Here is a 25930-nt window from a genome sequence, read left to right on the forward strand (position 1 = left end):
TCACGTCCCGTGGGACTCGAAGCGCCAGCGGTGCACCGGGCGGGTGACCAGCTCCGGGGCGGGCTCCGGCAGCTCGGGCAGGTCCGCGTCGTAGGGGGCGTCCCACCAGGTGAGGACCAGCACCCGGCCGCCGGGCGCCGTGAACGTCTCACGGCGGACGGGTTCGGCGGGCAGCACCCGCGCCCGCGCCCATTCCAGGAGCTCCGCGCCGCGGCCCTCCGCCGCGCGGGCCTCCCACATGAGGGTGACCGTCACGAGTACAGGTTCTCCTTGCTGATCTCGTGGACGTGGTCGTGGCTGTGGCTGTGGCTGTGGTCGTGTGCGTGGTTTCCGGGGACGTGCGGGTCCGTCACCGGCAGGGACGAGTCCGCCGACAGCTCCAGGTCGGAGGCCGGCCGGTTGCGGGCCACCATCTCGGCGCCGAGGGCCGCGACCATCGCGCCGTTGTCGGTGCACAGGCCGGGCCGGGGGACGCGCAGCCGGATACCGGCGCGCTCGCACCGCTCCTCGGCCAGTGCCCGCAGCCGGGAGTTGGCGGCCACACCGCCGCCGATCATCAGGTGGTCGACGCCCTGGTCCTTGCACGCCCGCACGGCCTTGCGGGTCAGGACGTCGACGACCGCCTCCTGGAAGGACGCCGCCACGTCCCGTACCGGCACCTCCTCGCCCGCCGCGCGCTTGGCCTCGATCCAGCGGGCCACGGCCGTCTTCAGCCCCGAGAAGGAGAAGTCGTACGCCGGGTCCCGCGGCCCGCTCAGCCCGCGCGGGAACGCGATGGCGGACGGGTCGCCCTCCTTGGCCAGCCGGTCGATGACCGGGCCGCCCGGGAAGCCCAGGTCCAGCACCCGGGCGATCTTGTCGAACGCCTCGCCCGCCGCGTCGTCGATCGTCGAGCCCATCGGCCGGACGTCGGACGTGATGTCCGGGGCGAGCAGCAGCGACGAGTGGCCGCCGGAGACCAGCAGCGCCATCGTCGGCTCGGGCAGCGGGCCGTGCTCCAGCTGGTCGACGCAGATGTGCGAGGCCAGGTGGTTCACCCCGTACAGCGGCTTGTCCAGGGCGAACGCGTACGCCTTCGCCGCCGACACGCCCACCAGGAGCGCGCCCGCCAGGCCGGGTCCCGCGGTGACGGCGACGCCGTCGAGGTCACGGGCGGAGACGCCGGCCTGCCGCAGGGCGCGCTCGATGGTCGGGACCATCGCCTCCAGGTGCGCGCGGGAGGCGATCTCGGGAACGACGCCGCCGAACCGGGCATGCGTGTCCACGCTCGACGCGACGGCGTCCGCGAGCAGGGTCGTACCGCGGACGATGCCGACGCCGGTCTCGTCGCAGGAGGTCTCGATGCCGAGGACGAGGGGTTCGTCAGCCATGACTCTCAGTTCCTTGTACGTCTGGTGCGTCGGGTACGTCTGGTGCGTCGGGTGCGCCGTTCGCATCGGGTGCGTCGGGTGCGTCCAGGGCGCCGGGTGCCTCGGGGGCGTCCTGGACGCGCAGGCGCATGACGAGCGCGTCGATGTTGCCGGGCTGGTAGTAGCCGCGGCGGAAGCCGATCGGTTCGAAGCCGAAACGCTCGTACAGCTTCTGGGCACGGGTGTTGTCCACGCGCACCTCGAGCAGGACCTCGTCGCACTCGAAGGCGGTGGCGTGCTGGAGCAGGTCCGTCAGCAGCCGGGCGCCGAGTCCGGTGCCCCACTGGTCACGGGCGACGGCGATCGTCTGCACGTCGCCGAGTCCGCCGGCCGCGGCGAGCCCGGCGTACCCCACCAGCCGGTCGCCGTCCTCGGCCACGACGTACCGGCGGGTGGCGTGCGGGCCGCGCGCGTGGGCCAGCTCGGACCAGAACATGCCCTCCGACCACGCGTCCTCGGGGAACAGCTCACGTTCCAGCTCCAGCACCGGCGCGATGTCCCACCAGCGCATCTCACGCAGTCGGGCGGCCCCGCCGCGCGGGGGCGTGGTCGGGGGGCGCGGGTCGGGCGACGGGCGGGGGGTCACTTGGGGGTGACCACCTTGTAGTTCTTCGGCACTTGGGCGTCGGGACGCCGCAGGTACAGCGGGCGCGGCTCCAGGAACGGCTCCCCCGCCTTCAGCCGCTCGGCCGCCAGCGCCGCGAGCGCGGCCGCCGACTGGTGCTCGGGGTCCCGGGCGTCCGGGAACACCTCGCCGTACAGCCGCGCGCCCGCCCCTACCGCCGGGAGGCCGGCGACCCGCTCGGCGATGTCGGCGGGCCGGTCGACGGCGGGCTCGGTCACGCGGGTGCGGCAGTCGTCGTACCGCGCCCAGTAGACCTCCTTGCGGCGGGCGTCGGTCGCCACGACGAACGGCTCGTCGATCCCGGAGGCGTACGCGAGCCCGTCCAGCGTGCACAGTCCGTGCACCGGTACGCCGCCCAGCGCCGAGGCGAAGGTCGCGGCGGTCACGAGGCCCACCCGCAGCCCGGTGTACGGGCCGGGTCCGACGCCGACGACGATGCCGGTCACGGCGTCGAGCTTCAGCCCGGCGTCCCGGAGCACCCGGTGGACGGCGGGCAGCAGCAGTTCCCCGTGGCGGCGCGCGTCGACCTGACTCGACGTGGCGACGACATGGTCCCCGTCGTGGAGGGCGACGGTGACGGCGGGTGTGGCGGTATCCATGGCGAGCAAGAGCACGCAAACAGCCTACGGCTCCGTGGCGGCGGGCACGGAGCCCCGGGTCGCGGGCATGATCCTGCTACGGTCACACCGCATACGTACGTGGGAGAGGTGGGCAGCAACGTGGCAAGGAGCAGCTCGGGATTCGTGGCCGGGCTCACCGCGGCGGCTCTGGCCGCGGTCGGCTTCCTCGCCTATCAGGCGTCGGCCAATGTCCCCGCCGACCTGTCGGCCGGGTCTCCCGGCCCGGCCGCCTCGCCGTCGGCCCCCGTCCCGGGCGGTGCTCCGAGCCAGCCGGCCGACCGCGCGCTCGCGCCGCCGAAGCAGTCGGGCTCGGGCGAGCGGGTGGTGTACTCGCTCAGCGAGCGGCGGGTGTGGCTGGTGGGCGAGAAGGACGCGGTGACGCGTACGTTCGCGGTGATGCCGAGCACGGTCGACCCGGCTCCGGGGACGTACGCCGTGACGTCCCGGTCGGGCAGTGTGGCCGGCTCCGACGGCGTCCGGATCGAGCACGTCGTGCGGTTCGCGACCGTCGACGGCGTGACGATCGGCTTCAGCGCGGCCGTCGACGGCACGATGGCCACCCCGGACCCGACGCGGCGGACGGGCGGCATCCGGATGAAGCGGGCCGACGGCAACGCCATGTGGACGTTCGCGACCGTCAACTCCAAGGTCGTCGTCGTCCCCTGAACGGACGCCGCCCCGCACGCCAGCGCGGGCGGGCGCGCTGCCGCACCCGTGCGCCCCGTGGCACGGCGCGCACGGCGCATCTCGTGTCGCTCGGCGCGGACCCCACGCCGCCGGTACGCGACTCCATATGCGCACGCCGGAACTCCCGGCTCACCGCGCCCGGTGAACGGGGGAGCCGCACGGGGGCTCCGGGCTCACCGCGTCCGGTGACCGATGACCGGTGGCCGGTGGCCGCCTGATGACCGCCGCCCGGTGACCGCTGCCCGTCCGCGGGGCGGGCAGGCCCGGCACGGCGCACAGGGCGCACGACGGGACGGGAAGTGACCGGACGCCCGTCTCCCGGCGTCCAGCGCCCGCCTCCCGGCACCCGGCGGCCCGGCGACGGGCGCCTGGAGCCGGTGCCGGCCGGCCGGCCGGCACCGAGGTCTATGCCGCTCGGCGCCTTTCCGGAGCCGGCTCCGGGGCAGCCTCCCCGGCGGCTTTCCCGTCCTGGACGTCGCGGACACCGGCGCCGGGCGCGGGGTCCTCGTCCGCACCGGTCGCCTTGGGCGGCGTGGAGACGGCGCTGGCCGCCGCGCACGACGCCAGCAGATCGCGCATCGACACATCCTGCTTCGACGTCGGCATGGGGCCTCCTCGGGCTGCGGGGCAGGCACAGTTAGGTAGACCTAACCAGGGTCCTGGTACCCATGTGACCACGGCTCGGAGGTACGGCGCAACATCATGCCGACGTCTTGTCGGAAAGTACGGCGCCCGGACGCCGCCCGGCTACCCCAGCGCCAGGTCCACTCCGGCCCAGCGCGCCCCGTACCCGGTCAGCGTCACGACCCGCCGCTCGTCGTCCGTGGACCCGACGACCCGGTGGATGACGACGTGGAGCCGGTCCTCGCTGAGGTCCTCCACCTTGCCCTCGCCCCACTCCACGACCACCACCGAGTCGGGCAGCGAGACGTCCAGGTCGAGGTCCTCCATCTCGTCGAGCCCGCCGCCCAGGCGGTAGGCGTCGACGTGGACGAGCGCGGGGCCGCCCACCAGGGACGGGTGGACGCGTGCGATGACGAACGTCGGGGACGTCACCGCGCCGCGTACCCCCAGGCCCTCGCCGAGCCCGCGCGTCAGGGTCGTCTTGCCGGCGCCGAGCTCGCCGGTGAGCATCACGAGGTCGCCGGGGCGCAGCAGCTTGGCGAGCGTACGGCCCAGGTCCTGCGTCTGCTCGGGGGCGTGGAGGGTGAGTCGGGCGGTGGCCGTGGCCCCCTCAGGGGCCGGGCTGTGCGGTGCTTCCATACGTGCCAACGTTAGTCGCTGCCGACACCGCCCCGACCCGTACCAGCAGGTCCGCGAGCCGGTCGGTGACCACCTCGGGGTGCTCCAGCATCACCAGGTGCCCGCCGTCGGGCACGATGACCAGCTCGGCGTCGGGGAGCAGGTCGGCGATGGCCTCCGTGTGCGAGCTGGGCGTCACCAGGTCCTGGTCGCCGGCGAGCGCCAGCGCCGGGACCTCGGCGAAGATGTTCAGCGCCTCGGCCTTGTCGTGCTCGGTGAACGCCGGGTAGAACTCGGCGACCACGTCGATGGGCGTCCCCTCGATCATCCGCTCCGCGAACCGGGCGACCGCCGGGTCGACCTCCCTCGACGAGAACGAGTACCGCTTGATGAGCCCGGCGAACAGGTCGGCGGTGGCCTGCCGCCCCCGCTCCACCAGTTCCGCCTGCGAGCCCAGCGCCCGCAGCACACTCGGCAGCACCCGGCGTACGGCGTTGACGCCCGCGACCGGCAGCCCGTAGTTGACCTCACCGAGTCTGCCGCACGACGTACCGACGAACGCGACGCCCACGACCCGCTCACGGATCAGCTCCGGGTACTGCTCGGCCAGCGCCATCACGGTCATGCCGCCCATCGAGTGCCCCACCAGCACCAGGGGCCCCTCGGGCGCGGCGGCGTCGATGACCGCCTTCAGGTCGCGGCCGAGCTGGTCGATGGTGACCGGCACCCGGTCCGGGCCCTGCTGCGCCGCGCCCCGCCCGGAACGGCCGTGGCTGCGCTGGTCCCAGTGGACCGTGCGGACCAGGCCCCGCAGGGCGGCCCGCTGGAAGTGCCAGGAGTCCTGGTTGAGGCAGTAGCCGTGGCTGAACACGACGGTGACGGGGCCGGGCGACCTGCGTCCGAAGAGCCGGCGGCGGCGCGGCGGCGCGCTGCTGTCCGCCTCCACCTCGTCGACCTCGTAGTACAGCTCGGTGCCGTCGTCGGCGCCGGCCCGGCCGGGGGTACCGCGCAGCGCACCGTACGGGCCGACGGCGTCCAGCGCGAGGCGCGCCTTGCGGCGCATGCCGCGCCCGACCGTGAGCCGCTCGATGGCGACACCGGCCGCCGCGCCCGCCGCGACCACTCCTATCGCGGCGCCGGCGAACCCGGCGCGGCGCCAATTGCCGGCCGCGGCGGACAGCGCTTCCGCCGCCTCCACCGAACTGGTCTCACTCACTACGGCGCTCCTCCAGGCTCCCGCTACTCGTTCAGATAGACGCGTGGTACCCGCGAACCGATGCGCGTCACGATCTCGTACGCGATCGTGTCCGCGGCGCGCGCCCAGTCCTCGGCGGTCGGTTCACCGTGATCGCCTGCCCCGAACAGCACCGCTTGTGCACCCGGATCGACGGCGTCCCCCTGGAGGTCGACGACGAACTGGTCCATGGCGACCCGTCCGGCCACCGTCCGCACCCTGCCGCCGACGAGCACCGGCCCGCGGCCGGACGCGTGGCGCGGGATGCCGTCGGCGTACCCGAGGGGTACCAGGCCGAGGGTGGTGGCTTGCTCGGTGACGTAGTGGTGGCCGTAGCTGACGCCGTGCCCGGCCGGTACGTCCTTGACGAGGGCGACGCTCCCCACCAGCCTCATCACGGGCCGCAGTCCGAAGTCCGCGGGCGCGCCGACCTCGGGGCTCGGCGAGACGCCGTACATGGCGATCCCCGGGCGTACGAGGTCGAAGTGCGTCTCCGGGAGGGTGAGCGTGGCCGGGGAGTTGGCCATGTGCCGCACCTCGGGATCGACGCCCGCCTTCTCGGCCGCGTCGAGCATCTCGTGGAACGTCTCCAGCTGCGCGCCGATCGAGGGGTGTCCGGGCTCGTCGGCGCACGCGAAGTGCGACCAGACGCCGGTGACCTTCAGGAGCCCCTCGGCCTGCGCGGCGAGGGCCTCGCCGACGAGCCGGGACCAGTCGGCGGGCTGGCAGCCGTTGCGCCCCAGCCCGGTGTCCGCCTTGAGCTGCACGCGCGCCGGCTGCGCGGTCCGGCGCGCCGCCGCGGTGACCTCCCGCAGGGCCCACAGCCCGCTCACGGTCATGTCCAGGTCGGCCCGGATGGCCTCGTCCCAGGGGCCGCCGGGCGTCCACAGCCAGCACAGCACGGGTGCGTCGATACCGGCCGCCCGCAGCGCGAGCGCCTCGTGCGGTGTGGCGGTGCCGAGCCAGGTCGCCCCGGCCTCCAGCGCCGCCCTCGCGCACGGCACGGCCCCGTGCCCGTACGCGTCGGCCTTCACGACGCCCATGACCTGAACGTCCGTCCCCACGCGCCCGCGCAGGGCACGCACGTTGGCGCGCAGCGCGCCGAGGTCGATCTCGGCGCGGGCGCGAAGGGTCTGTGCTGTCTCACTCATCGCGCCCAGTCTCTCAGGTGCGCGCCCCGCCTCCCCCGTGTCCCCGCCCACGCCCGTGGGAACCCGTACCGAGCCCGGGGCCCTGGTGTGGACGCGTGCCCGGGGCCCGGGCCGGGGGCGCGGGGGGGGGCGGGGGGCAGGGTCGGGGGCCGGGGCGGGAGGCCGAGCCCGGAGCCCGGTCCGGGAGGCCGAGGCGGGAAGTCGGGCCCCCGGGCCCGGGGGCCGGACGCGGGGCCGGGGGCCGGACGCGGGCCAGCCCGGCAGCCAGCCCGGGGCCGGGCCCGGGGGCCGGGTGAGCGACGCCCGCCGGGGTGGGCGACGCCCGCCGGGGCCGGGTGGGGGCCTCAGCCCCGTACGTCCCGCCACGCCGCCGGCAGCGCCTCCGCCACGTCGTACGCCGCGACCGGGGCGCCGCGCGAGGCACGGCGGGCCGCCAGGCCGTGCAGGTACGCCCCGGCCGACGCGGCGTCGCGCGGCGCGAGGCCCGCCGCCAGCAGCGAGCCGGCCAGGCCCGACAGGACGTCACCGCTGCCGGCGGTGGCCAGCCAGGGCGTACCGGTCGGGTTGACGCGTACCGGCCCGTCGGCGGAGGCCACCAGCGTCGTCGAGCCCTTGAGCAGCACCGTCGCGCCGTACCGCCCGGCCAGCTCCCGTACCGCCTCCAGGCGCCGGGACTCCACGTCCTCGCGGGCGGTGCCCAGCAGCGCCGCCGCCTCACCCGCGTGCGGGGTGAGCACCGTGGGCGCCGGGCGGGAGCGCACCGCCGACGGGTCCAGGTTCCGCAGCCCGTCGGCGTCCACCAGGACGGGGACGTCCGACTCCAGGACGTCGTCCGCCCCCGGCGTGTCGCCCAGGCCCGGGCCGATCACCCACGCCTGGACGCGCCCCGCCTTGGCGGGCGGCCCGGCGTGCACCAGGGTCTCCGGGTGGCGGGCCAGCACCGCGTCGCCGGCCGGCCCCACGTACCGCACCGCTCCGGCGCCGCCCCGCAGCGCGCCCGACACCGCCAGCACGGCCGCGCCGGGGTAGCGCGCCGAACCGGCGACGACCCCGACGACACCCCGCCGGTACTTGTCGCTCTCCCCGACCGGGACGGGCAGCAGCCGGGCGACGTCCTCGTGCTGGAGCGCCTCGACGTCGGGCACCGGCGGCAGGGCGAGCCCGATGTCGACCAGCCGCAGCGCCCCCGCGTGCTCGCGGGCCGGGTCGATCAGCAGCCCCGGCTTGTACGCCCCGAACGTCACCGTCGCGTCCGCGCGCACCGCCTCCCCGGCCACCTCACCCGTGTCGGCGTCCACGCCGCTCGGCAGGTCGACTGCCACCAGCACGGCACCGGAGCCGCGCGCCGCCCGCACCACCTCCGCCGCGTCCGGCCGCAACCCGCCGCGCCCGCCGATCCCGGTGATGCCGTCCACCACGAGGTCGGCGCGCTCCACCGCCCCGACCGGGTCGTCGGCCACCCGCCCGCCCGCGCCCCGCAGCGCCGCCAGCCCGGCCTCGTGGGCGCGCGAGCCCAGCAGTACGGCGGACACGCCCGCGCCCCGGCGCGCCAGCCGGGCGCCCGCGTACAGCGCGTCGCCCCCGTTGTCGCCGCTGCCGACGAGCAGCACCACCCGCGCGCCGTAGGCACCGCCGAGCATCCCGGCGCACGCGGCGGCCAGCCCCGCCGCCGCGCGCCGCATCAGCGCGCCGTCCGGCAGTTTCGCCATCAACTCGGCCTCGGCGGCCCGTACTGTCTCCACGCGGTAAGCGGTACGCATGGGTCAACCCTCCGCGATCACCACCGCCGACGCCACCCCCGCGTCATGACTGAGCGACACGTGCCAGTGCCGTACGCCCAGTTCGGCGGCGCGGGCCGCGACCGTGCCGCGCACCCGCAGCCGGGGCTGCCCGCTGTCCTCGACGTACACCTCGGCGTCCGTCCACTGGAGCCCGGCCGGAGCGCCGAGGGCCTTGGCGATCGCCTCCTTCGCCGCGAACCGCGCCGCGAGCGAGGCGATACCGCGCCGCTCCCCGCTCGGCAGCAGCAGCTCCCGCTCCAGGAACAGCCTCTGCGCCATCTGCGGCGTCCGCTCCATCGCCGCCGCGAACCGGTCGATCTCCGCCACGTCGATCCCCACCCCGATGATCATTCGACGGTGACCGACTTCGCCAGGTTGCGCGGCTGGTCCACCTCATTGCCGCGGGCGGTCGCCAGCTCGCAGGCGAACACCTGCAACGGCACCGTCGACACCATCGGCTGGAGCAGCACCGGCGTCGCGGGGATGCGGATCAGATGGTCCGCGTAGGGCGTCACCGCCTCGTCGCCCTCCTCCGCGATGACGATCGTGCGGGCACCCCGGGCCCGGATCTCCTGGATGTTCGACACGATCTTGTCGTGCAGGACCGACCGTCCGCGCGGTGACGGGACCACGACGACGACCGGCAGATCCTCCTCGATCAGCGCGATCGGCCCGTGCTTGAGCTCACCGGCGGCGAACCCCTCCGCGTGCATGTAGGCGAGCTCCTTGAGCTTCAGCGCGCCCTCCAGGGCAACCGGATAGCCCACGTGCCGCCCCAGGAACAGCACGGTGTCCTTGTCCGCCAGCGACCGCGCCAGCTCCCGCACCGGCTCCATGGTCTCCAGGACCCGCTCGACGTCGTCCGCGATCCGCGCCAGGTCCCTGACGACCGCCCGGATCTCGTCGCCCCACTGCGTCCCGCGCACCTGCCCCAGGTACAGGGCCAGCAGGTACACGGCCACGAGCTGGGTCAGGAACGCCTTGGTGGACGCGACCGCCACCTCCGGCCCGGCGTGCGTGTACAGCACGCCGTCCGACTCGCGCGGGATGGTCGAGCCGTTGGTGTTGCAGATCGCCAGCACCCGCGCCCCCTGCGCGCGGGCGTGCCGCAGCGCCATCAGGGTGTCCATGGTCTCGCCCGACTGCGAGATCGCGATCACCAGGGTCCGCTCGTCCAGGATCGGGTCCCGGTAACGGAACTCGCTCGCCAGTTCCACCTCGCACGGGACGCGGGTCCAGTGCTCGATGGCGTACTTGGCGATCAGCCCGGCGTGGAACGCCGTCCCGCACGCCACGACCACCACCTTGTGCGCCTCGCGCAGCACCGCGTCGGGGATCCGCAGCTCGTCCAGCCGCAGCGAACCACCGGCGTCGATCCGGCCGAGGAGGGTGTCGGCGACCGCCTTCGGCTGCTCGGCGATCTCCTTGAGCATGAAGTAGTCGTATCCCCCCTTCTCGGCCGCCGAGGCGTCCCAGTCGACGTGGTACGAGCGCACCTCGGCGGGCGCCCCGTCGAAGTCGGTCACCGTCACCCCGTCCCGGCGCAGCTCCACCACCTGGTCCTGCCCGAGCTCGATCGCCGAGCGGGTGTGGGCGATGAACGCGGCCACGTCGGAGGCGAGGAACGTCTCCCCCTGGCCGACCCCCACCACCAGCGGCGAGTTGCGCCGCGCGCCCACGACCACGTCCGGCTGGTCGGCGTGCACGGCGACGAGGGTGAAGGCGCCCTCCAGCCGCCGGCACACCAGCCGCATCGCCTCCGCCAGGTCGCCGCACGAGGAGAACTCCTCGGCCAGCAGGTGGGAGACCACCTCGGTGTCCGTCTCGGACTCCAGGGTGTGCCCCCGCCCGGTCAGTTCGGAGCGCAGCGGTGCGAAGTTCTCGATGATGCCGTTGTGGACGACGGCGACCCGCCCGGCGTTGTCGAGATGCGGGTGGGCGTTGGCGTCGGTCGGCCCGCCGTGTGTCGCCCACCGGGTGTGCCCGATACCCGCGCTGCCGGTCGGCAGCGGCCGGCCGTGCAGCTCCTTCTCCAGGTTGACGAGTTTGCCCGCCTTCTTCGCAGCGGCCAACGAGCCGTCGGAGAGCACCGCGACACCGGCCGAGTCATAGCCCCGGTACTCGAGCCGCTTCAGGCCCGCGATCACCACATCAAGCGCCGACTGCCCGCCGACGTAACCCACGATTCCGCACATGCCGAGCAGCCTAAAGCCGCCTCCCCCTCACACCCGCAAGGCGGACCGTGACCGACCGGGCCGACCGGGTCAGGCCGGGACCGCCGGGACAGGCCGGGACCGACCGGACCGCCGGGGCCGGCCGGGCGCCCGGCGGGTCAGGCCTTCGCCCGGTACGCCCGCATGGCCAGCGGATAGAACACGACGGCTATGCCCGCCGCCCAGAGCAGCGACCACAGCACCGGCCGGCCCACCTCGCCGCCCAGCAGCAGGCCGCGGAAGGCGTCCGACAGGTGCGTCACCGGGTTGACGCGCACCCAGGCCTGGAGCCAGCCGGGCATCGTGTCGACCACGACGAACGCGCTGCTGGTGAAGGTGACCGGGAAGACCAGCGTGAAGCCGAACGCCTGCACCTTCTCCGCGTCACCCGCCAGCATCCCGATGAGCACCGCGCACCACGACACGGCCGCCGCGAACACCACGATCAGCAGGGCGCCGGCCAGGAACGCGCCCGGACCACCGGTGACGCGGAAGCCGAGCGCCAGACCCAGGCCGATCATCAGCAGCATCGCCCACAGGTGCTTGACCAGGTCGGCGGCGATCCGGCCGAACAGGGGCGCCGACCGGGCTATCGGCAGGCTCCGGAGCCGGTCGAAGACCCCCTTCGTCAGGTCGGTGTTGAGGGCCATCGCCGTGTAGATGGTCATGAAGAGGGTGTTCTGGACGATGATCCCCGGCAGCGCGTACTTCAGGTACGCGTCGGGCGACCCGGCCATCTGCCCGCCCATCACGTACGTGAACAGGAACACGAACATGATCGGCGTGATGCTGTAGTCGACGAGCTCCAGCGGATTGTGCTTGACGGCCACCAGGCTCCGCCACGCCATCGTGGCGGTCTGCCGCAGGCCCGCGCCGGGCCGCACCCGGCCGCTCACGGTCGGCCGGGCGCCGATCGTCGTGGCGGTCATGCCGAACTCACCACCTTCTCGATGTCGCTGTCGTCGGGCTCCGCGTCCCCGCCGCCGGCCCCCGGCTCCGCGCGGTGCCCGGTGAGCGCCAGGAACACCTCGTCCAGCGAGGAGCGGCGCAGGGTCAGCTCGCCCACCGCGATGCCCGCCCCGTCCAACCGCCGTACGACGGCGGGCATCAGCTCCGGGCCGCTCACCGGGGCGGTGATCACGTCGCCCTCGATCTGCGTCTGCCGGCCGGCCGCCTCGGCGACCAGGGCGTGCGCGCCCGCCAGGTCGTCCGCCCGCACCGGCCGCACCTGGAGCACCTGGCCGCCGACCTGGGACTTCAGCTCGTCGGAAGTGCCTTCGGCGATGACGCGGCCCCTGTCGATCACCACGATGTCGTCGGCGAGCACGTCCGCCTCGTTCAGGTACTGCGTGGTCAGCAGGGCGGTCACCCCCTCGGCGACCAGGCCGCGCAGCATGTCCCACAGCTCGCCGCGGCTGCGCGGGTCCAGGCCCGTGGTCGGCTCGTCGAGGAACAGGATCCGCGGCCGCCCCACCAGGCTCGCCGCCAGGTCCAGCCTGCGCCGCATACCGCCCGAGTACGTCTTCACCGCGCGCCCCGCCGCGTCGCTCAGCCGGAACCGGTCCAGCAGCTCCGCCGCCCTGGCCCTCGCCTCCCGCCTCGGTATCCCCAGCAGGCGCCCGATCAGCAGCAGGTTCTCCGTGCCCGTCAGGTTCTCGTCGACCGCCGCGTACTGACCGGTGAGGCCCACGAGCGAGCGCACGACCCCGGCCTCCCGCACCACGTCGTGCCCGGCGACCCGGGCCCGGCCCGCGTCGGGCGTCAGCAGCGTGGCGAAGATCCGGACGGCCGTGGTCTTCCCCGCCCCGTTCGGCCCCAGCAGTCCCAGCACCGTCCCGGTGCGGGCGGCCAGGTCCACACCGGCCAGCGCCTGGGTCTCCTTGAACCGCTTGACCAGGCCTTCCGCCTGAATCGCATACGTCATGGGACCGGTCCCCTCGGCTCGGGTCGTACCACGCGGACGCCGGGGTCGGCGCCCACCTCCCTCACAACTGTGACGCACGCCACTGACATTCCGGCCGGGCCCTCCGGGGTGACCGAGCACACGGCCCACAACACCGCCGCAAGCACCACAATGGCCGTGTGATCACTTCGCCGCCACGAAGCTCCGCCGCCCACCGCCGTGCGGAGGCCACTCCGTACGTCGACCTCACCCGCGACGAGTGGAGCGCGCTGCGCGACAAGACGCCGCTGCCCCTCACCGCCGAGGAGGTCGAGCGGCTCCGCGGCCTCGGCGACGTCATCGACCTCGACGAGGTCCGGGACATCTACCTGCCGCTCTCCCGCCTCCTCAACCTGTACGTCGGCGCCACCGCCAATCTGCGCGGTGCGCTGAACACGTTCCTCGGCGACGTCGGCCAGAAGAGCGCCCAGCGCGGCACCCCGTTCGTCATAGGGGTCGCCGGTTCCGTCGCCGTCGGCAAGTCCACCGTCGCCCGGCTCCTCCAGGCGATGCTCGCCCGCTGGCCCGAGCACCCGCGCGTGGAGCTGGTGACCACCGACGGGTTCCTGCTGCCCATGAAGGAGCTCCAGGCGCGCGGCCTGATGTCCAGGAAAGGCTTTCCCGAGTCGTACGACCGGCGCGCCCTGACCCGGTTCGTCGCCGACATCAAGGCGGGCAAGGACGAGGTCACCGCCCCCGTCTACTCCCACCTGATCTACGACATCGTCCCCGGCCAGCGCCTCACGGTCCGGCGGCCGGACATCCTGATCGTCGAGGGCCTCAACGTCCTGCAGCCCGCGCTGCCCGGCAAGGACGGCCGCACCCGCGTCGGACTCGCCGACTACTTCGACTTCTCGGTGTACGTCGACGCGCGCCCCGAGGACATCGAGGCCTGGTACCTGAATCGTTTCCGCAAGCTGCGGGCCACCGCGTTCCAGAACCCCTCCTCGTACTTCCAGAAGTACACGCAGGTCAGCGAGGAGGAGGCGCTCGACTACGCCCGTACCATGTGGCGGACCATCAACAAGGTGAATCTGCTGGAGAACGTGGCGCCGACGCGCGGGCGTGCAACCCTCGTCGTGCGCAAGGGTCCGGACCACAAGGTCCAGCGGTTGTCCCTCCGCAAGCTCTGACGACTCCGGACATCTCGAAGGGGCCACGGCCGTGCTGCACCTGCGCCTGATCGTCCCGGCCGACCGCACCGACGACGTGGTCGGCACCATCGAGAAGACGGTCGGCACCGCCCACCTCGCGGTCATCCCCGGCGCCGCCCGCGACCCGGCCGGCGACCTCGTCCTGTGCGACGTGGCGCGCGAGGCGGGCGACGGCCTGATCTCCGAGCTGTGCGCCCTGGGGCTGGACAGGTCGGGCTCGATCGCCCTCCAGGACATCGGCCTGTCACTCTCCGAGCGGGCCGAGAGGGCCGAGGAGGCAGCACCCGGCGAGGGCGCCGACGCCGTGCTGTGGGAGCAGCTCCAGGACGGCACGCGCGAGGAGTCCACCCTCGGCGTCACCTATGTGGCGTTCCTGACGCTCGCCACCATGATCGCGGCCTGTGGCGTGGTCCTCGACAACGCGATCCTGATCGTGGGCGCCATGGCGGTGGGCCCGGAGTTCGGCCCGCTCGCCGGGATCTGCACGGCGCTGGTGCGGCGCCGGCCACGCCTGGCCGTACGGCCGCTGGTCGCCCTGCTCGTGGGCTTCGCGGCGGCCATGGCGCTGACGGTGCTGTTCAGCCTCGGCATGGACGCGGCGGGCCTGTTCACCGCGGACATGCTGCACGGCGAGCGGCCCAACACCGGGTTCGTCTACGCCCCGGACTGGTTCTCGTTCGTCGTCGGCCTCCTCGCGGGCGCCGCCGGCACCCTGTCGCTCACGTCCGCGAAGTCGGGGGCGCTGGTCGGGGTGGCCATCTCGGTCACCACCGTGCCGGCGGCGGCCAACGCGGCCGTCGCACTCGGGTACGGCGACCTCGGCCAGACCAGGGGCTCCATCGAACAGCTCCTGCTGAACCTGCTGGCGATCGTGGTCGCCGGCACCCTGACGCTGCTGGCGCAGAAGTGCTTCTGGGCCCGGAAGCACCGCCGCACAGCGGCGCGCCCGGCCTCCTGACGCCCGGACGCCACGGCCGAGGGCCGGTACGGCTACCGCCGCCGCGACGGCGAAAAACCGGACCCGTAAGGCCGGTACGGCGTACCGCCACCGCCACCGCCACCGCGAGGCGAAAGGCCGGCCCCCGACGCGTGTGCGGCGGGACCGGCCCCTCGTCGTCCTCCGGCGGGGGCTAGCCCAGCGCGGACTTCACCACGTCGGCGAGCTCCCCGGCGACCGCGCGGGCCTGCTCGATGTCGGCGGCCTCGACCATGACGCGTACCAGCGGCTCCGTGCCCGAGGGACGCAGCAGGACCCGACCGGTGCTGCCCAGTCGGCGCTCGGCGTCCGCGACGGCGCTGCCCAGCTCGGCTGAGGTCTTCACCCGCGTCTTGTCGACGTCCTTGACGTTGATCAGGATCTGCGGAAGGCGCTCCATGACCCCGGCCAGCTCGGCCAGCGACCGCCCGGTCGCCGCGACACGCGCGGCGAGCAGCAGACCGGTCAGGGTGCCGTCGCCGGTGGTGGCGTGGTCGAGGACGATGACGTGCCCGGACTGCTCGCCGCCCAGGGCGTAGTCGTGCTCCTTCATCGACTCCAGCACGTAGCGGTCGCCGACCGCCGTCTGGACGAGCTGGAGGCCCTCGCGTTCCATGGCGAGCTTGAAGCCCAGGTTCGACATGACGGTCGCGACGACGGCGTCGCCGCGCAGCGTCCCGGCCTCGCGCATGGCGAGGGCGAGCACGGCGAGGATCTGGTCGCCGTCGACCTCGGCGCCCGTGTGGTCGACGGCCAGGCAGCGGTCGGCGTCCCCGTCGTGGGCGATGCCGAGGTCCGCGCCGTGCTCGACGACGGCGGCCTTCAGCATCTCCAGGTGGGTGGAGCCGCAGCCGTCGTTGATGTTGAGCCCGTCCGGGGTGGCGCCGATGGTGATGACCTCGGCGCCGGCCTGCTGGAACGCGGCGGGCGACACACCGGACGCGGCGCCGTGCGCCTCGTCGAGCACGATCCTCAGGCCGTCGAGCCGGTTCGGCAGGACGCGCAGCAGGTGGGCGACGTACTGGTCGAAGCCCTCGTGGTAGTCGGCGATCCGGCCGACACCGGCGCCGGTCGGCCGGTCCCACGGCTCACCGGTGCGGTGCTGCTCGTAGACCGCCTCGATACGGTCCTCCAGCTCGTCGGCCAGCTTGTGGCCGCCGCGCGCGAAGAACTTGATGCCGTTGTCCGGCATGGCGTTGTGGCTGGCGGAGAGCATGACGCCCAGGTCGGCGCCGAGCGCGCCCGTCAGGAACGCGACGGCCGGTGTCGGCAGCACGCCGACCCGCATGACGTCCACACCGGCGCTCGCGAGGCCCGCCACGACGGCGGCCTCCAGAAACTCTCCCGACGCACGGGGGTCACGCCCGACCACGGCGGTCGGCCGATGTCCTTCAAAGGTCCCCGCCTCGGCGAGCACGTGCGCCGCCGCGACCGACAGGCCGAGCGCGAGCTCCGCCGTCAGATCCGCGTTGGCGACACCGCGCACACCGTCCGTGCCGAAGAGTCGTCCCACAGCTGTCCTCCGAGTTACTCCGAAAAAAGCAAGGTGAAGCGTATAGACGTACGCCCCGGCAGCACGGAGGTGCCGCCGGGGCGTACGTCGAGCAGGGCGAGCAGGCGTGATTAACGCTTGCTGTACTGCGGGGCCTTACGGGCCTTCTTGAGACCGGCCTTCTTGCGCTCGACGGCACGGTCGTCGCGGCTCAGGAAGCCGGCCTTCTTCAGCGCGCCGCGGTTGTTGTCCACGTCGGCCTCGTTCAGGGCGCGCGCCACGCCGAGGCGCAGGGCGCCGGCCTGGCCGGAGACGCCGCCACCCGAGATGCGGGCGATGACGTCGTAACGGTTGTCGAGCTCGAGCACCTTGAAGGGCTCGTTGACTTCCTGCTGGTGCACCTTGTTCGGGAAGTAGTCCTCGAGGGTGCGACCATTGATCTTCCACTTGCCGGTGCCCGGGACGATCCGGACGCGGGCGATGGCGTTCTTGCGGCGGCCCAGGCCGGCGGCCGGCTGCGGCTCGCCGAAGCGGGACGCCATCGACTCGGAGGTGTACTCGCCCTCGACGGGCACCTCGGACTCGAAGGTGGTGACCTCGGCGTAGGTCTCCTCGCCCTCGATGGGGTTCTCAACAGTGGTCTCGGCCACGATGCTCCTCAGATTCTTTTCGTCTTAGGGGGTGGCCGGACTTACTGCGCGACCTGGGTGATCTCGAACGGGACCGGCTGCTGGGCAGCGTGCGGGTGGTTCTCGCCCGCGTAGACCTTCAGCTTCGAGAGCATCTGACGGCCAAGGGAGTTCTTCGGGAGCATGCCCTTGACGGCCTTCTCGACAGCCTTCTCGGGGTTCTTCTCGAGCAGCTCGTCGTAGCGGACGGAGCGCAGACCACCCGGGTAACCGGAGTGGCGGTAGGCCATCTTCTGGGTCCGCTTGTTGCCGGACAGGTGCACCTTGTCGGCGTTGATGATGATGACGAAGTCACCAGTGTCAACGTGCGGCGCATAGATCGGCTTGTGCTTGCCCCGCAGAAGGGTGGCGGCGGTGGTCGCCAGACGGCCCAGGACGATGTCCTGCGCGTCGATGATGTGCCACTGGCGCGTCACATCGCCGGGCTTGGGGCTGTACGTACGCACGGTCGTAGCCTTCGCTTCTTCAGTGAGTGGGTCCTGACAAGGCCACCCGGACGATCACGACAGCCTAGACGGCACGTCGGGGACGCAACCCGAGTGCCAGTCGCTGGTCATCGGCCCGGTGGACCGGCGTAACGGCCTCTCACGTGAGAACGAGCAAGCCAATACGCATAACGAACCAGAAGAATACGCGCCGTCCCCCACCCGGGTCAAAACAGGCCCGTCCGGGTACGGCGCGGGGACGCCCCCGTACCCGGTCACGGGGCGCCGGGACGACCGGCGGCCCGGGCGAGGGAGACCCGCCCCGTCCCGCCGGCGGCGAGCTCCGCCAGTACGACGAGCGGCCCGGCCTCCAGTACGACGAGCGGCCCGGCCTCCTCCCCTGGCCGGAGCCCTGCCCCCGCCCGCGTGCCGCCCCGCTTCCCCGGCCCGGGCCCGGACGCCGCCGCCGGCCCCCCGCACCCGCGTCCGCCCCGCCCGCATCCCTCCCGGCCCCTCGGGGCGCGGCGGCTATCGCGCCCGCTCCACCCGCCGCTCGTCCCACACCGCCTCCGGCGTCTCGCGCACGACGCCGTCCGCGCCGAAGACCAGGTACCGGTCGAAGGAGCGCGCGAACCAGCGATCGTGCGTGACGGCCAGCACCGTCCCCTCGTACGCCTCCAGGCCCACCTGGAGCGCCTCCGCCGACTCCAGGTCCAGGTTGTCCGTCGGCTCGTCCAACAGCAGCGCGGTGGTCCCCGCCAGCTCCAGCAGCAGGATCTGGAACCGTGCCTGCTGCCCGCCCGACAGCCGGTCGAAGGCCTGGTCGCCCTGGCGCTCCAGCTCGTACCGCCGCAGGGCGGACATCGCCCCGCCCCGGTCCTTGGCGTGCTCCGTCCACAGGATGTCCACCAGCGTCCGGCCCATCAGCTCGGGGTGGGCGTGCGTCTGCGCGAAGTGGCCCGGCACCACCCGCGCGCCCAGCTTCCAGGTGCCGGTGTGGGAGACGTCCTCCCCCGCCAGCAGCCGCAGGAAGTGGGACTTCCCGGAGCCGTTCGAGCCCAGCACGGCGACCCGCTCCCCGTAGAAGACCTCCAGGGAGAAGGGCTTCATCAGCCCCGTGAGCTCCAGGTCCCCGCAGGTCACGGCCCGCACCCCGGTGCGTCCGCCGCGCAGCCGCATCCGGATGTCCTGCTCGCGCGGCGGCTCGGGCGGCGGACCGGCCTCCTCGAACTTCCGCAGCCGGGTCTGGGCGGCCTGGTAGCGGGAGGCCAGCCCGTCGTTGAACGCGGCCTTGTTCTTCAAGGTGTTCACCAGGTGCTTGAGCTGCGCGTGCTTCTCCTCCCAGCGCCGCTGGAGCTCCTCGAACCGGGCGAACCGCTCCCGCCGCGCCTCGTGGAAGGTCCCGAAACCGCCGCCGTGCACCCAGACGTCCGACCCGGCCGGTCCCGGCTCCACGGCCACGATCTTCCCGGCGGCCCGCGCCAGCAGCTCCCGGTCGTGCGAGACGAACAGCACGGTCTTGCGGGTCTCGGCCAGCCGCTCCTCCAGCCACCGCTTGCCGGGGACGTCCAGGTAGTTGTCCGGCTCGTCGAGGAGGAGCACCTCCTCCGGCCCCCGCAGCAGCGCCTCCAGCACCAGCCGCTTCTGCTCGCCGCCGCTGAGCGTGCGCACCTGGCGGAACTGGGCCTTCTCGTACGGCACGCCCAGCGCCGCCATGGTGCACATGTCCCACAGGGTCTCGGCCTCGTACCCCCGCGCCTCCGCCCAGTCGCTCAGCGCCTGCGCGTACGCCATCTGCGCGGCCTCGTCGTCGACCGTCAGGATCAGGTGCTCGGCGGCATCCACCGCGGCCGCCGCCGCCCGGATCCGCGCCGGCGCGACCGACACCAGCAGGTCCCGCACGCTCCGCTCGTCGCGCACCGACCCGACGAACTGCGGCATCACACCCAGCCCGCCCGAGACGGTGACCGTCCCACCGTGCGGCTGGGCGTCGCCCGCGATCAGCCGCAGCAGCGTGGTCTTGCCGGCCCCGTTCGCCCCGACGAGGGCCACGACCGCGCCCTCGCCGACCCGGAAGGACACGTCTGCGAGCAGCACCCGCCCGTCCGGCAGGCAGTACTCCAGATGCGCGACCTCTACATGTCCCATGGCCGCATTGTCCACGGGGGCCGCCCCCCGTCCCAACCGGTTTAGGATGCGCGGCATGAGCTTTGGGGGACCCCAGTGGCCGCAGCAGCCGCACGATCCGTACCAGCAGGATCCGTACCAGCAGAACCAGCCGTACCAGGCCGGGACGCCGGACTGGAGCGCCCTGGCGGAGGCGTCGGCCGCGCGCACGCGCCGTAGGCGTCTGCTGCTCGTCGGCGGTGCCGCGCTCGCCACCGCGCTGGTGGGCACGGTGATCGCGGTGGCCATCGTCTCGACCGGCAAGAAGAGCGACGACGGTGCCAACCTCGCGGACACCACCAGCGGGGCCCCGGAGCTGCCCACCGACACCGCCAAGCCGCAACCGTCCTTCTCCTCGGTCGCTCCCCCGCCCCCGCCGGACCCGATGGACTACATCTCCAGCGCCCAGAAGGACCGGGCGCCGCTCAGCGCGGAGTCCCTCTTCCCCGGCAGGAAGCTCACGATGGGCGACCGCGTCCACAGGAAGGGCGCCACCGCCTCCACCACCGACTGCGCGACGGCGGCGGAGGACGGCCTCGGCCCGGTCCTGGAGCGGAACGGCTGCCTGCGCGTCATCCGCGCCACCTACGAGAAGGACGGCGTCGCCGTCACGGTCGGCGTCGCGCTCTTCGACACCCAGGCGGCCGCGCTCAAGGCGAAGGAACAGGCGGTCGGCGGCATCACCCCGCTCGCCGGGTCCGGCGTCGACGGCTTCTGCCGGGCGCAGACGGTGTGCCTGCGCCGTTCCAACGCGCTCGGCCGGTACGCCTACTTCACGCAGGCGGGCTTCACCAGCGGCAAGAAGGTCACCAAGGCCGACGAGGCGGTCTTCCGGACCAGCGACGACCTCGGGACCTTCACCTTCAACCAGATCTACGCCCGCGGCCGCGCCCAGGCCTCAGCAGCAGCCACCGCTCCCGCCGCGGGCGGCCAGTGACCGCCTGTTGCGGGCCTCCAGGTTCCTGGCGGCCAGCAGCTCGTCGGCCGGGTACCCGACCTCCTCGAGCGTGAGCCCGTGCGGCCGTACGACATGGACGGCCGAGTCCCGCACGCCCGCGGCCAGCACCTTCCCCGGCCAGTCCACCGGCCGGTGCCCGTCGCCGACGAACAGCAGCGCGCCGACGAGCGAGCGGACCATGTTGTGGCAGAAGGCGTCCGCCTTGACCGTGGCCTCCAGGACCCCGGACGGCAGCCGCTCCCACCGCAGCTCCTGCAGCGTGCGGATGGTCGTCGCCCCCTCCCGCTTCTTGCAGTACGCGGCGAAGTCGTGCTCGCCCAGCAGCGGCTCGGCGGCGGCGTTCATCGCCTCGACGTCCAGCGGCCAGTCGTGCCACAGGATGTGCCCGCGCAGCAACGGGTCGACGCCACCGGGCTCGTCGGTCACCCGGTACGCGTACCGCCGCCAGATCGCCGAGAAGCGCGCGTTGAAACCGGCCGGCGCCTCCTCGACCCTCCACACCCGCACGTCGTGCCCCAGCCGCCCGGCCAGCCGCCGCAGCAGCTTCTCCCGGTGCTCCGCCCACACGGCCTCCGGCAGGTCCACGTGGGCGACCTGCCCGCGCGCGTGCACACCGGCGTCCGTCCGGCCCGCGACGGTCAGCTCGTACGTCTCGGACGACCGCGTCACCGTGCGCAGCGCGTCCTCGATCTCCCCCTGCACGGTCCGCTGCCCGCGCGCCTGCTTGGCCCAGCCGTGGAAGTCCTTGCCGTCGTACGAAAGGTCCAGCCGTACCCGTACGGAGCCGGGCTTCACGTCATCGCTCACGCGTCAATCCTCTCAAGCCGGACGGGCCCGCCCCCCGTGAGGGGGACGGGCCCGTCGTTGCGCCTTCAGAACGCGGTTCAGGCGTCCTTGGACTCGTCGGCCTTGGCCTCGTCAGCCTTGGCCTCCGCCTCGTCGGCCTTCGCCTCGTCGACCTTGGCGTTGGCCTCGTCGGACTCCTTGACGGCGCGCTTGGTGGCGGCCTCGGCCTCGGCGACGGTCGCCTTCTTGGCGATCTCGCCCTCGACCAGCTCGATCACGGCCATCGGGGCGTTGTCGCCACGACGGTTGCCGATCTTGGTGATGCGGGTGTAGCCACCCGGGCGCTCGGCGTAGCGCGGAGCGATCTCGGTGAAGAGCGTGTGGACGATGCCCTTGTCCGTGATCGTCTGCAGCACCAGGCGACGGTTGTGGATGTCGCCCTTCTTCGCCTTGGTGATCAGGCGCTCGGCGACCGGACGCAGGCGGCGGGCCTTCGCCTCGGTCGTGGTGATGCGGCCGTGCTCGAAGAGCGACTTCGCGAGGTTCGCGAGGAGCAGCTTCTCGTGCGCGGCGCTGCCGCCCAGACGGGCACCCTTGGCGGGCTTCGGCATGGTGTTTCTCCTTGTGATCTGCCCCGGCCGTATCAGGTACCGGGGTCAGGGCCCCGCGGGCGGTCGCCCGCGGGCAGTGATCAGTACTGCTCGGTCTCGACGAAGCCCGCGTCCGCGTCGTCGTCGGCGCCGAAGGCGTCGGCGGCGGCGGTCGGGTCGAATCCGGGCGGGCTGTCCTTGAGGGCCAGGCCCATGCCGGCCAGCTTCGCCTTGACCTCGTCGATCGACTTCGCACCGAAGTTGCGGATGTCGAGCAGGTCGGCCTCGGAGCGCGCCACGAGCTCACCCACGGAGTGGATGCCCTCGCGCTTGAGGCAGTTGTACGAACGAACGGTGAGCTCGAGCTCCTCGATCGGCAGCGCCAGGTCGGCGGCGAGGGCGGCGTCCGTCGGGGACGGGCCCATGTCGATGCCCTCGGCGTCGATGTTGAGCTCGCGGGCCAGACCGAACAGCTCGACCAGGGTCTTGCCGGCCGACGCCATGGCGTCGCGCGGACGCATGGCCTGCTTGGTCTCGACGTCGACGATCAGCTTGTCGAAGTCGGTGCGCTGCTCGACACGCGTGGCCTCGACCTTGTACGTGACCTTCAGCACCGGCGAGTAGATCGAGTCGACCGGGATGCGGCCGATCTCCTGACCCACCTGCTTGTTCTGGACGGCGGAGACGTAGCCGCGACCGCGCTCGACGGTCAGCTCCATCTCCAGCTTGCCCTTGCCGTTCAGCGTGGCGAGCACCAGGTCGGGGTTGTGCACCTCGACACCGGCCGGGGGCGCGATGTCGGCCGCGGTCACGAGGCCCGGACCCTGCTTGCGCAGGTACATCACGACCGGCTCGTCGTGCTCGCTGGACACGACCAGCTGCTTGATGTTCAGGATGAGGTCGGTGACGTCTTCCTTGACGCCCGGCACGGTGGTGAACTCGTGCAGGACGCCGTCGATGCGGATGGACGTGACCGCCGCACCCGGGATCGAGGAGAGGAGGGTCCGGCGGAGCGAGTTGCCGAGCGTGTAGCCGAAGCCCGGCTCCAGCGGCTCGATGACGAACCGCGAGCGGTACTCGTCGACGACCTCTTCGGTCAGCGAGGGACGCTGAGCGATAAGCATGGTGTATTTCCTTCAGTCGTGGACGCCCGCTATTTGACGTCCTCGGATAATGCAAGGGTACGGGCGGCACGCCCCCGAAGAGCCGTACCGCCCGAGAATCCCTGCGAAAGCAGCCGTGCGTCAGACGCGGCGGCGCTTCGGCGGACGGCAACCGTTGTGCGGCGTGGGGGTGACGTCCTGGATGGAGCCGACCTCGAGACCGGTCGCCTGGAGCGAACGGATGGCCGTCTCACGACCCGAGCCCGGGCCCTTGACGAAGACGTCGACCTTGCGCATGCCGTGCTCCTGCGCGCGGCGGGCGGCCGACTCGGCGGCCATCTGCGCGGCGAAGGGGGTGGACTTGCGCGAGCCCTTGAAGCCGACGTGGCCGGCGGAGGCCCAGGAGATCACGTTGCCCGAGGGGTCGGTGATCGAGACGATGGTGTTGTTGAACGTGCTCTTGATGTGGGCGTGCCCGTGAGCGACGTTCTTCTTTTCCTTGCGGCGCACCTTCTTGGCAGCGCCCTGACGACCCTTGGGGGGCATGTCTTACTCCTACGGGAGGTGGTCGGTCCTACAGCGAAGACCGTGGACAGTCGTCCGCTGCGGACTACTTCTTGCCCGGCTTCTTCTTGCCGGCGATGGCGCGACGCGGGCCCTTGCGGGTACGGGCGTTCGTGCTGGTGCGCTGGCCGTGGACCGGCAGACCGCGACGGTGGCGCAGACCCTGGTAGCAGCCGATCTCGACCTTGCGGCGGATGTCGGCCTGGATCTCGCGACGGAGGTCACCCTCGGTCTTGAGGTTGGCGTCCACGTACTCGCGGATCTTGACCAGGTCCTCTTCGGACAGGTCACGAACGCGGGTGTTCGGGTTCACACCGGTGGAGGCGAGGGTCTCCTTCGCCAGGGTGCGGCCGATGCCGAAGACGTAGGTGAGTGCGACCTCCACACGCTTGTCGCGCGGGATGTCAACACCGGAAACGCGTGCCATTCAATGGCTCCTGTGTGTTCGGGGGTCTTCCGCAGTGCCGCTCCATGGCCGCCGTACGAGGTACGGACCAGGTCCCCGGCCCCCGCCGGAGGTGTCGCCGCCCCTGTGGGGATCAGGCGGGCACTGCGTATGTACGAATTCGCTTGCGTCGCGCGAAGAACTGCGGAGGTGCAGGTCGGCGTGCGTCAGCCCTGGCGCTGCTTGTGGCGCAGGTTGTCGCAGATGACCATGACCCGACCGTGACGGCGGATCACCTTGCACTTGTCGCAGATCTTCTTGACGCTCGGCTTGACCTTCATGGGATGTGAGGTTCTCCGGGTCAGTGCCACCGCCCCACAGGTGGGGCGCGACAAGATCTACTTGTATCGGTAGACGATCCGCCCACGCGTCAGGTCGTACGGAGACAGCTCCACGACGACCCGGTCGTCCGGGAGGATACGGATGTAGTGCATCCGCATCTTGCCGGAGATGTGCGCGAGGACTTTGTGACCGTTCTGGAGCTCCACCTTGAACATGGCGTTCGGCAGGGACTCGATCACGGTGCCCTCAATTTCGATGGCACCTTGCTTCTTGGCCACGCTTCGCCCTTCGAATCGGCTACCTTGATCGACTCTCGTCACCATGTGCGGACACACGGGTACACGAGAGCCGACGCATCAGTCTACGTCAGGCCCCTGGAAAAGACGAATCCCCGTAGCTTGCCCACCGCCGGAGATCGTTACCCCCACCCGGCCCCGCCGTCCCGGCGGATGCCCGCGCCGGGCCGTCGGCGCCCGGCCGTCAGGCCAGCGGGTCGGGGGCCGCCGTGACGCCCAGCTCCGCGAGCTTGGCCTTGCCGCCGTCCGGTGCCGTCAGGACGAGCGGACCCTCCTCCGTGAGGGCCACGGAGTGCTCCCAGTGGGAGGACCAGGTGCCGTCCGTCGTGATGACGGTCCAGTCGTCCTCCAGGACCTCCGTGCGGGGCGTGCCGAGCGACACCATCGGCTCGATCGCCAGGCAGAAGCCGGGCACCAGCTTGGGACCCTTGCCACGCTTGCGGGCGACGTAGTTCAGCAGGTGCGGGTCCATGTGCATCTCGGTACCGATGCCGTGGCCGCCGTAGTCCTCGATGATCCCGAACTTGCCCAGGCTGTGCTCGCCCGTGGCCGGGCGCGGCTGGCGGCGGATGTAGGACTCGATCGCCCGGGAGATGTCCACCAGCCGGTTGCCGTTCCTCATCGCGGCGATGCCGGCCCACATCGACTCCTCGGTCACCCGGGACAGCTCGATCAGCTCCGGGGCGTGGCCCGACCCCACGAAGGCGGTGTACGCGGCGTCACCGTGCCAGCCGTCGATGATCGCGCCGCAGTCGATGGAGATGATGTCCCCGTCCTTGAGCACGACCTCGTCGCTCGGGATGCCGTGGACGACGACCTCGTTCACCGAGGTGCAGATCGTCGCGGGGAACCCCCCGTACCCCAGGAAGTTCGACTTGGCCCCATGGTCGGCGATCACCTTCCGCGCGACCTCGTCCAGGTCCTTCGTCGTCGCGCCGGGCACAGCGGCCTCACGTGTCGCCGCGTGGATGGCGGCGACGACAAGCCCCGCCTCGCGCATCTTCGCGATCTGCTCGGGAGTCTTGATCTGCACCATGACGGCTGACGCCTTTCCAAACGGAGAACGGGGTGACCTGACCACGATACGGCCGTACGACAGC

The 25930-nt window shown here is 72.5% G+C and carries 29 protein-coding genes; 4 read left to right on the forward strand and 25 right to left on the reverse strand.

All coding sequences use genetic code 11. The features are described 5' to 3' along the window. The 4 genes from ABD347_RS19435 to tsaB all read right to left on the reverse strand — a co-directional run bounded on the left by ABD347_RS19435 (position 1) and on the right by tsaB (position 2648). Positions 1-255, reverse strand: coding sequence for a hypothetical protein (locus tag ABD347_RS19435; RefSeq protein ID WP_344363003.1), 255 nt, complete (start codon positions 253-255; stop codon positions 1-3). Then, entirely contained in the window at positions 252-1370 is a 1119-nt protein-coding gene (tsaD, locus tag ABD347_RS19440) for a tRNA (adenosine(37)-N6)-threonylcarbamoyltransferase complex transferase subunit TsaD (protein ID WP_344363005.1), read from the reverse strand. Before tsaD ends, ABD347_RS19435 begins: the two co-directional genes overlap by 4 nt. Further along, positions 1363-1920 carry a ribosomal protein S18-alanine N-acetyltransferase gene (gene rimI / locus ABD347_RS19445; RefSeq protein WP_344363419.1) on the reverse strand — a complete coding sequence of 186 codons (558 nt, stop codon included), beginning with the start codon at positions 1918-1920 and terminating at the stop codon, positions 1363-1365. The genes tsaD and rimI overlap by 8 nt, the downstream gene beginning before the upstream one ends. A 71-nt stretch (positions 1921-1991) precedes the next feature. After that, positions 1992-2648: a tRNA (adenosine(37)-N6)-threonylcarbamoyltransferase complex dimerization subunit type 1 TsaB gene (tsaB, locus tag ABD347_RS19450; RefSeq protein WP_344363008.1), complete on the reverse strand. Its 657-nt coding sequence runs from the start codon at positions 2646-2648 to the stop codon at positions 1992-1994. Positions 2649-2777: 129 nt separating this feature from the next. On the opposite strand from tsaB, the gene ABD347_RS19455 reads away from it, so the two are divergent. Continuing rightward, complete coding sequence (locus ABD347_RS19455; protein ID WP_425575715.1) at positions 2778-3320, forward strand: L,D-transpeptidase; 543 nt, start codon at positions 2778-2780, stop codon at positions 3318-3320. 426 nt (positions 3321-3746) lie between these two features. On the opposite strand, the gene ABD347_RS19460 is transcribed toward ABD347_RS19455, so the two are convergent. The 9 genes from ABD347_RS19460 to ABD347_RS19500 all read right to left on the reverse strand — a co-directional run bounded on the left by ABD347_RS19460 (position 3747) and on the right by ABD347_RS19500 (position 12886). Beyond that, positions 3747-3947, reverse strand: coding sequence for a hypothetical protein (locus ABD347_RS19460; RefSeq protein ID WP_344363014.1), 201 nt, complete (start codon positions 3945-3947; stop codon positions 3747-3749). A 141-nt stretch (positions 3948-4088) separates the two neighbouring features. Continuing rightward, a complete protein-coding gene (tsaE, locus tag ABD347_RS19465; protein WP_344363016.1) occupies positions 4089-4604 on the reverse strand; it encodes a tRNA (adenosine(37)-N6)-threonylcarbamoyltransferase complex ATPase subunit type 1 TsaE in 516 nt (171 codons plus the stop codon). After that, a complete protein-coding gene (locus ABD347_RS19470; protein ID WP_344363018.1) occupies positions 4576-5799 on the reverse strand; it encodes an alpha/beta fold hydrolase in 1224 nt (407 codons plus the stop codon). Before ABD347_RS19470 ends, tsaE begins: the two co-directional genes overlap by 29 nt. A gap of 23 nt (positions 5800-5822) precedes the next feature. Continuing rightward, positions 5823-6968 (reverse strand): alanine racemase, encoded by a 1146-nt coding sequence (gene alr / locus ABD347_RS19475; RefSeq protein ID WP_344363021.1) that lies wholly within the window; start codon positions 6966-6968, stop codon positions 5823-5825. 344 nt (positions 6969-7312) lie between these two features. After that, on the reverse strand, positions 7313-8728 hold the full coding sequence (locus tag ABD347_RS19480) for an NAD(P)H-hydrate dehydratase (protein ID WP_344363024.1): 1416 nt from the start codon (positions 8726-8728) through the stop codon (positions 7313-7315). 3 nt (positions 8729-8731) lie between these two features. Continuing rightward, the gene (locus ABD347_RS19485; RefSeq protein ID WP_344363027.1) at positions 8732-9100 is read right to left on the reverse strand and encodes a holo-ACP synthase; all 369 of its coding nucleotides are present in this window, start codon (positions 9098-9100) and stop codon (positions 8732-8734) included. Beyond that, positions 9097-10944, reverse strand: coding sequence for a glutamine--fructose-6-phosphate transaminase (isomerizing) (gene glmS / locus ABD347_RS19490; RefSeq protein WP_344363029.1), 1848 nt, complete (start codon positions 10942-10944; stop codon positions 9097-9099). Before glmS ends, ABD347_RS19485 begins: the two co-directional genes overlap by 4 nt. Before the next feature lie 137 nt (positions 10945-11081). After that, the gene (locus ABD347_RS19495) at positions 11082-11891 is read right to left on the reverse strand and encodes an ABC transporter permease (protein ID WP_344363032.1); all 810 of its coding nucleotides are present in this window, start codon (positions 11889-11891) and stop codon (positions 11082-11084) included. Next, positions 11888-12886, reverse strand: a complete 999-nt coding sequence (locus tag ABD347_RS19500) for an ATP-binding cassette domain-containing protein (protein WP_344363033.1) — start codon at positions 12884-12886, stop codon at positions 11888-11890. The genes ABD347_RS19495 and ABD347_RS19500 overlap by 4 nt, the downstream gene beginning before the upstream one ends. Positions 12887-13044: 158 nt before the next feature. Between ABD347_RS19500 and coaA the strand changes: the two genes are divergently transcribed. Together coaA and ABD347_RS19510 are read left to right on the forward strand one after the other, a co-directional pair. Continuing rightward, positions 13045-14037, forward strand: coding sequence for a type I pantothenate kinase (gene coaA / locus ABD347_RS19505; protein WP_344363035.1), 993 nt, complete (start codon positions 13045-13047; stop codon positions 14035-14037). A 31-nt stretch (positions 14038-14068) separates the two neighbouring features. Then, positions 14069-15016, forward strand: coding sequence for a DUF389 domain-containing protein (locus tag ABD347_RS19510; RefSeq protein WP_344363038.1), 948 nt, complete (start codon positions 14069-14071; stop codon positions 15014-15016). A 172-nt stretch (positions 15017-15188) separates the two neighbouring features. On the opposite strand, the gene glmM is transcribed toward ABD347_RS19510, so the two are convergent. From glmM to ABD347_RS19530, 4 genes are all read right to left on the reverse strand, one after another. Then, entirely contained in the window at positions 15189-16547 is a 1359-nt protein-coding gene (gene glmM, locus ABD347_RS19515) for a phosphoglucosamine mutase (RefSeq protein WP_344363041.1), read from the reverse strand. 110 nt (positions 16548-16657) lie between these two features. Beyond that, a complete protein-coding gene (gene rpsI / locus ABD347_RS19520; RefSeq protein ID WP_344363043.1) occupies positions 16658-17176 on the reverse strand; it encodes a 30S ribosomal protein S9 in 519 nt (172 codons plus the stop codon). Positions 17177-17217: 41 nt separating this feature from the next. Then, positions 17218-17661: a 50S ribosomal protein L13 gene (gene rplM, locus ABD347_RS19525; protein WP_084897844.1), complete on the reverse strand. Its 444-nt coding sequence runs from the start codon at positions 17659-17661 to the stop codon at positions 17218-17220. Positions 17662-18168: 507 nt separating this feature from the next. Further along, positions 18169-19788 (reverse strand): ABC-F family ATP-binding cassette domain-containing protein, encoded by a 1620-nt coding sequence (locus tag ABD347_RS19530; protein WP_344363046.1) that lies wholly within the window; start codon positions 19786-19788, stop codon positions 18169-18171. A 55-nt stretch (positions 19789-19843) separates the two neighbouring features. Here ABD347_RS19530 and ABD347_RS19535 point away from each other — a divergent pair, with 55 nt between their 5' ends. Next, a complete protein-coding gene (locus tag ABD347_RS19535; protein ID WP_344363049.1) occupies positions 19844-20743 on the forward strand; it encodes a hypothetical protein in 900 nt (299 codons plus the stop codon). Here ABD347_RS19535 and truA read toward each other — a convergent pair. The 8 genes from truA to map form a co-directional block, all read right to left on the reverse strand. Next, positions 20705-21571, reverse strand: a complete 867-nt coding sequence (gene truA, locus ABD347_RS19540; protein WP_344363052.1) for a tRNA pseudouridine(38-40) synthase TruA — start codon at positions 21569-21571, stop codon at positions 20705-20707. The two genes, ABD347_RS19535 and truA, sit on opposite strands and share 39 nt — an antisense overlap. Before the next feature lie 77 nt (positions 21572-21648). Further along, complete coding sequence (gene rplQ, locus ABD347_RS19545; protein ID WP_344363054.1) at positions 21649-22161, reverse strand: 50S ribosomal protein L17; 513 nt, start codon at positions 22159-22161, stop codon at positions 21649-21651. An 80-nt stretch (positions 22162-22241) separates the two neighbouring features. Next, positions 22242-23264 carry a DNA-directed RNA polymerase subunit alpha gene (locus tag ABD347_RS19550; RefSeq protein ID WP_003956430.1) on the reverse strand — a complete coding sequence of 341 codons (1023 nt, stop codon included), beginning with the start codon at positions 23262-23264 and terminating at the stop codon, positions 22242-22244. 120 nt (positions 23265-23384) lie between these two features. Continuing rightward, positions 23385-23789 carry a 30S ribosomal protein S11 gene (gene rpsK, locus ABD347_RS19555; RefSeq protein WP_003956432.1) on the reverse strand — a complete coding sequence of 135 codons (405 nt, stop codon included), beginning with the start codon at positions 23787-23789 and terminating at the stop codon, positions 23385-23387. Positions 23790-23853: 64 nt separating this feature from the next. Then, a complete protein-coding gene (gene rpsM, locus ABD347_RS19560) occupies positions 23854-24234 on the reverse strand; it encodes a 30S ribosomal protein S13 (protein ID WP_064069941.1) in 381 nt (126 codons plus the stop codon). Between the two features lie 185 nt (positions 24235-24419). After that, on the reverse strand, positions 24420-24533 hold the full coding sequence (gene rpmJ / locus ABD347_RS19565) for a 50S ribosomal protein L36 (RefSeq protein WP_003956441.1): 114 nt from the start codon (positions 24531-24533) through the stop codon (positions 24420-24422). Positions 24534-24590: 57 nt separating this feature from the next. Continuing rightward, the gene (gene infA, locus ABD347_RS19570; protein WP_003956442.1) at positions 24591-24812 is read right to left on the reverse strand and encodes a translation initiation factor IF-1; all 222 of its coding nucleotides are present in this window, start codon (positions 24810-24812) and stop codon (positions 24591-24593) included. A gap of 202 nt (positions 24813-25014) precedes the next feature. Beyond that, a complete protein-coding gene (map, locus tag ABD347_RS19575) occupies positions 25015-25866 on the reverse strand; it encodes a type I methionyl aminopeptidase (RefSeq protein ID WP_344363058.1) in 852 nt (283 codons plus the stop codon). Positions 25867-25930: the final 64 nt, after the last annotated feature.

Origin of the sequence: Streptomyces gobitricini (assembly GCF_039532985.1) — a bacterium.
GTDB lineage: Bacteria > Actinomycetota > Actinomycetes > Streptomycetales > Streptomycetaceae > Streptomyces > Streptomyces gobitricini.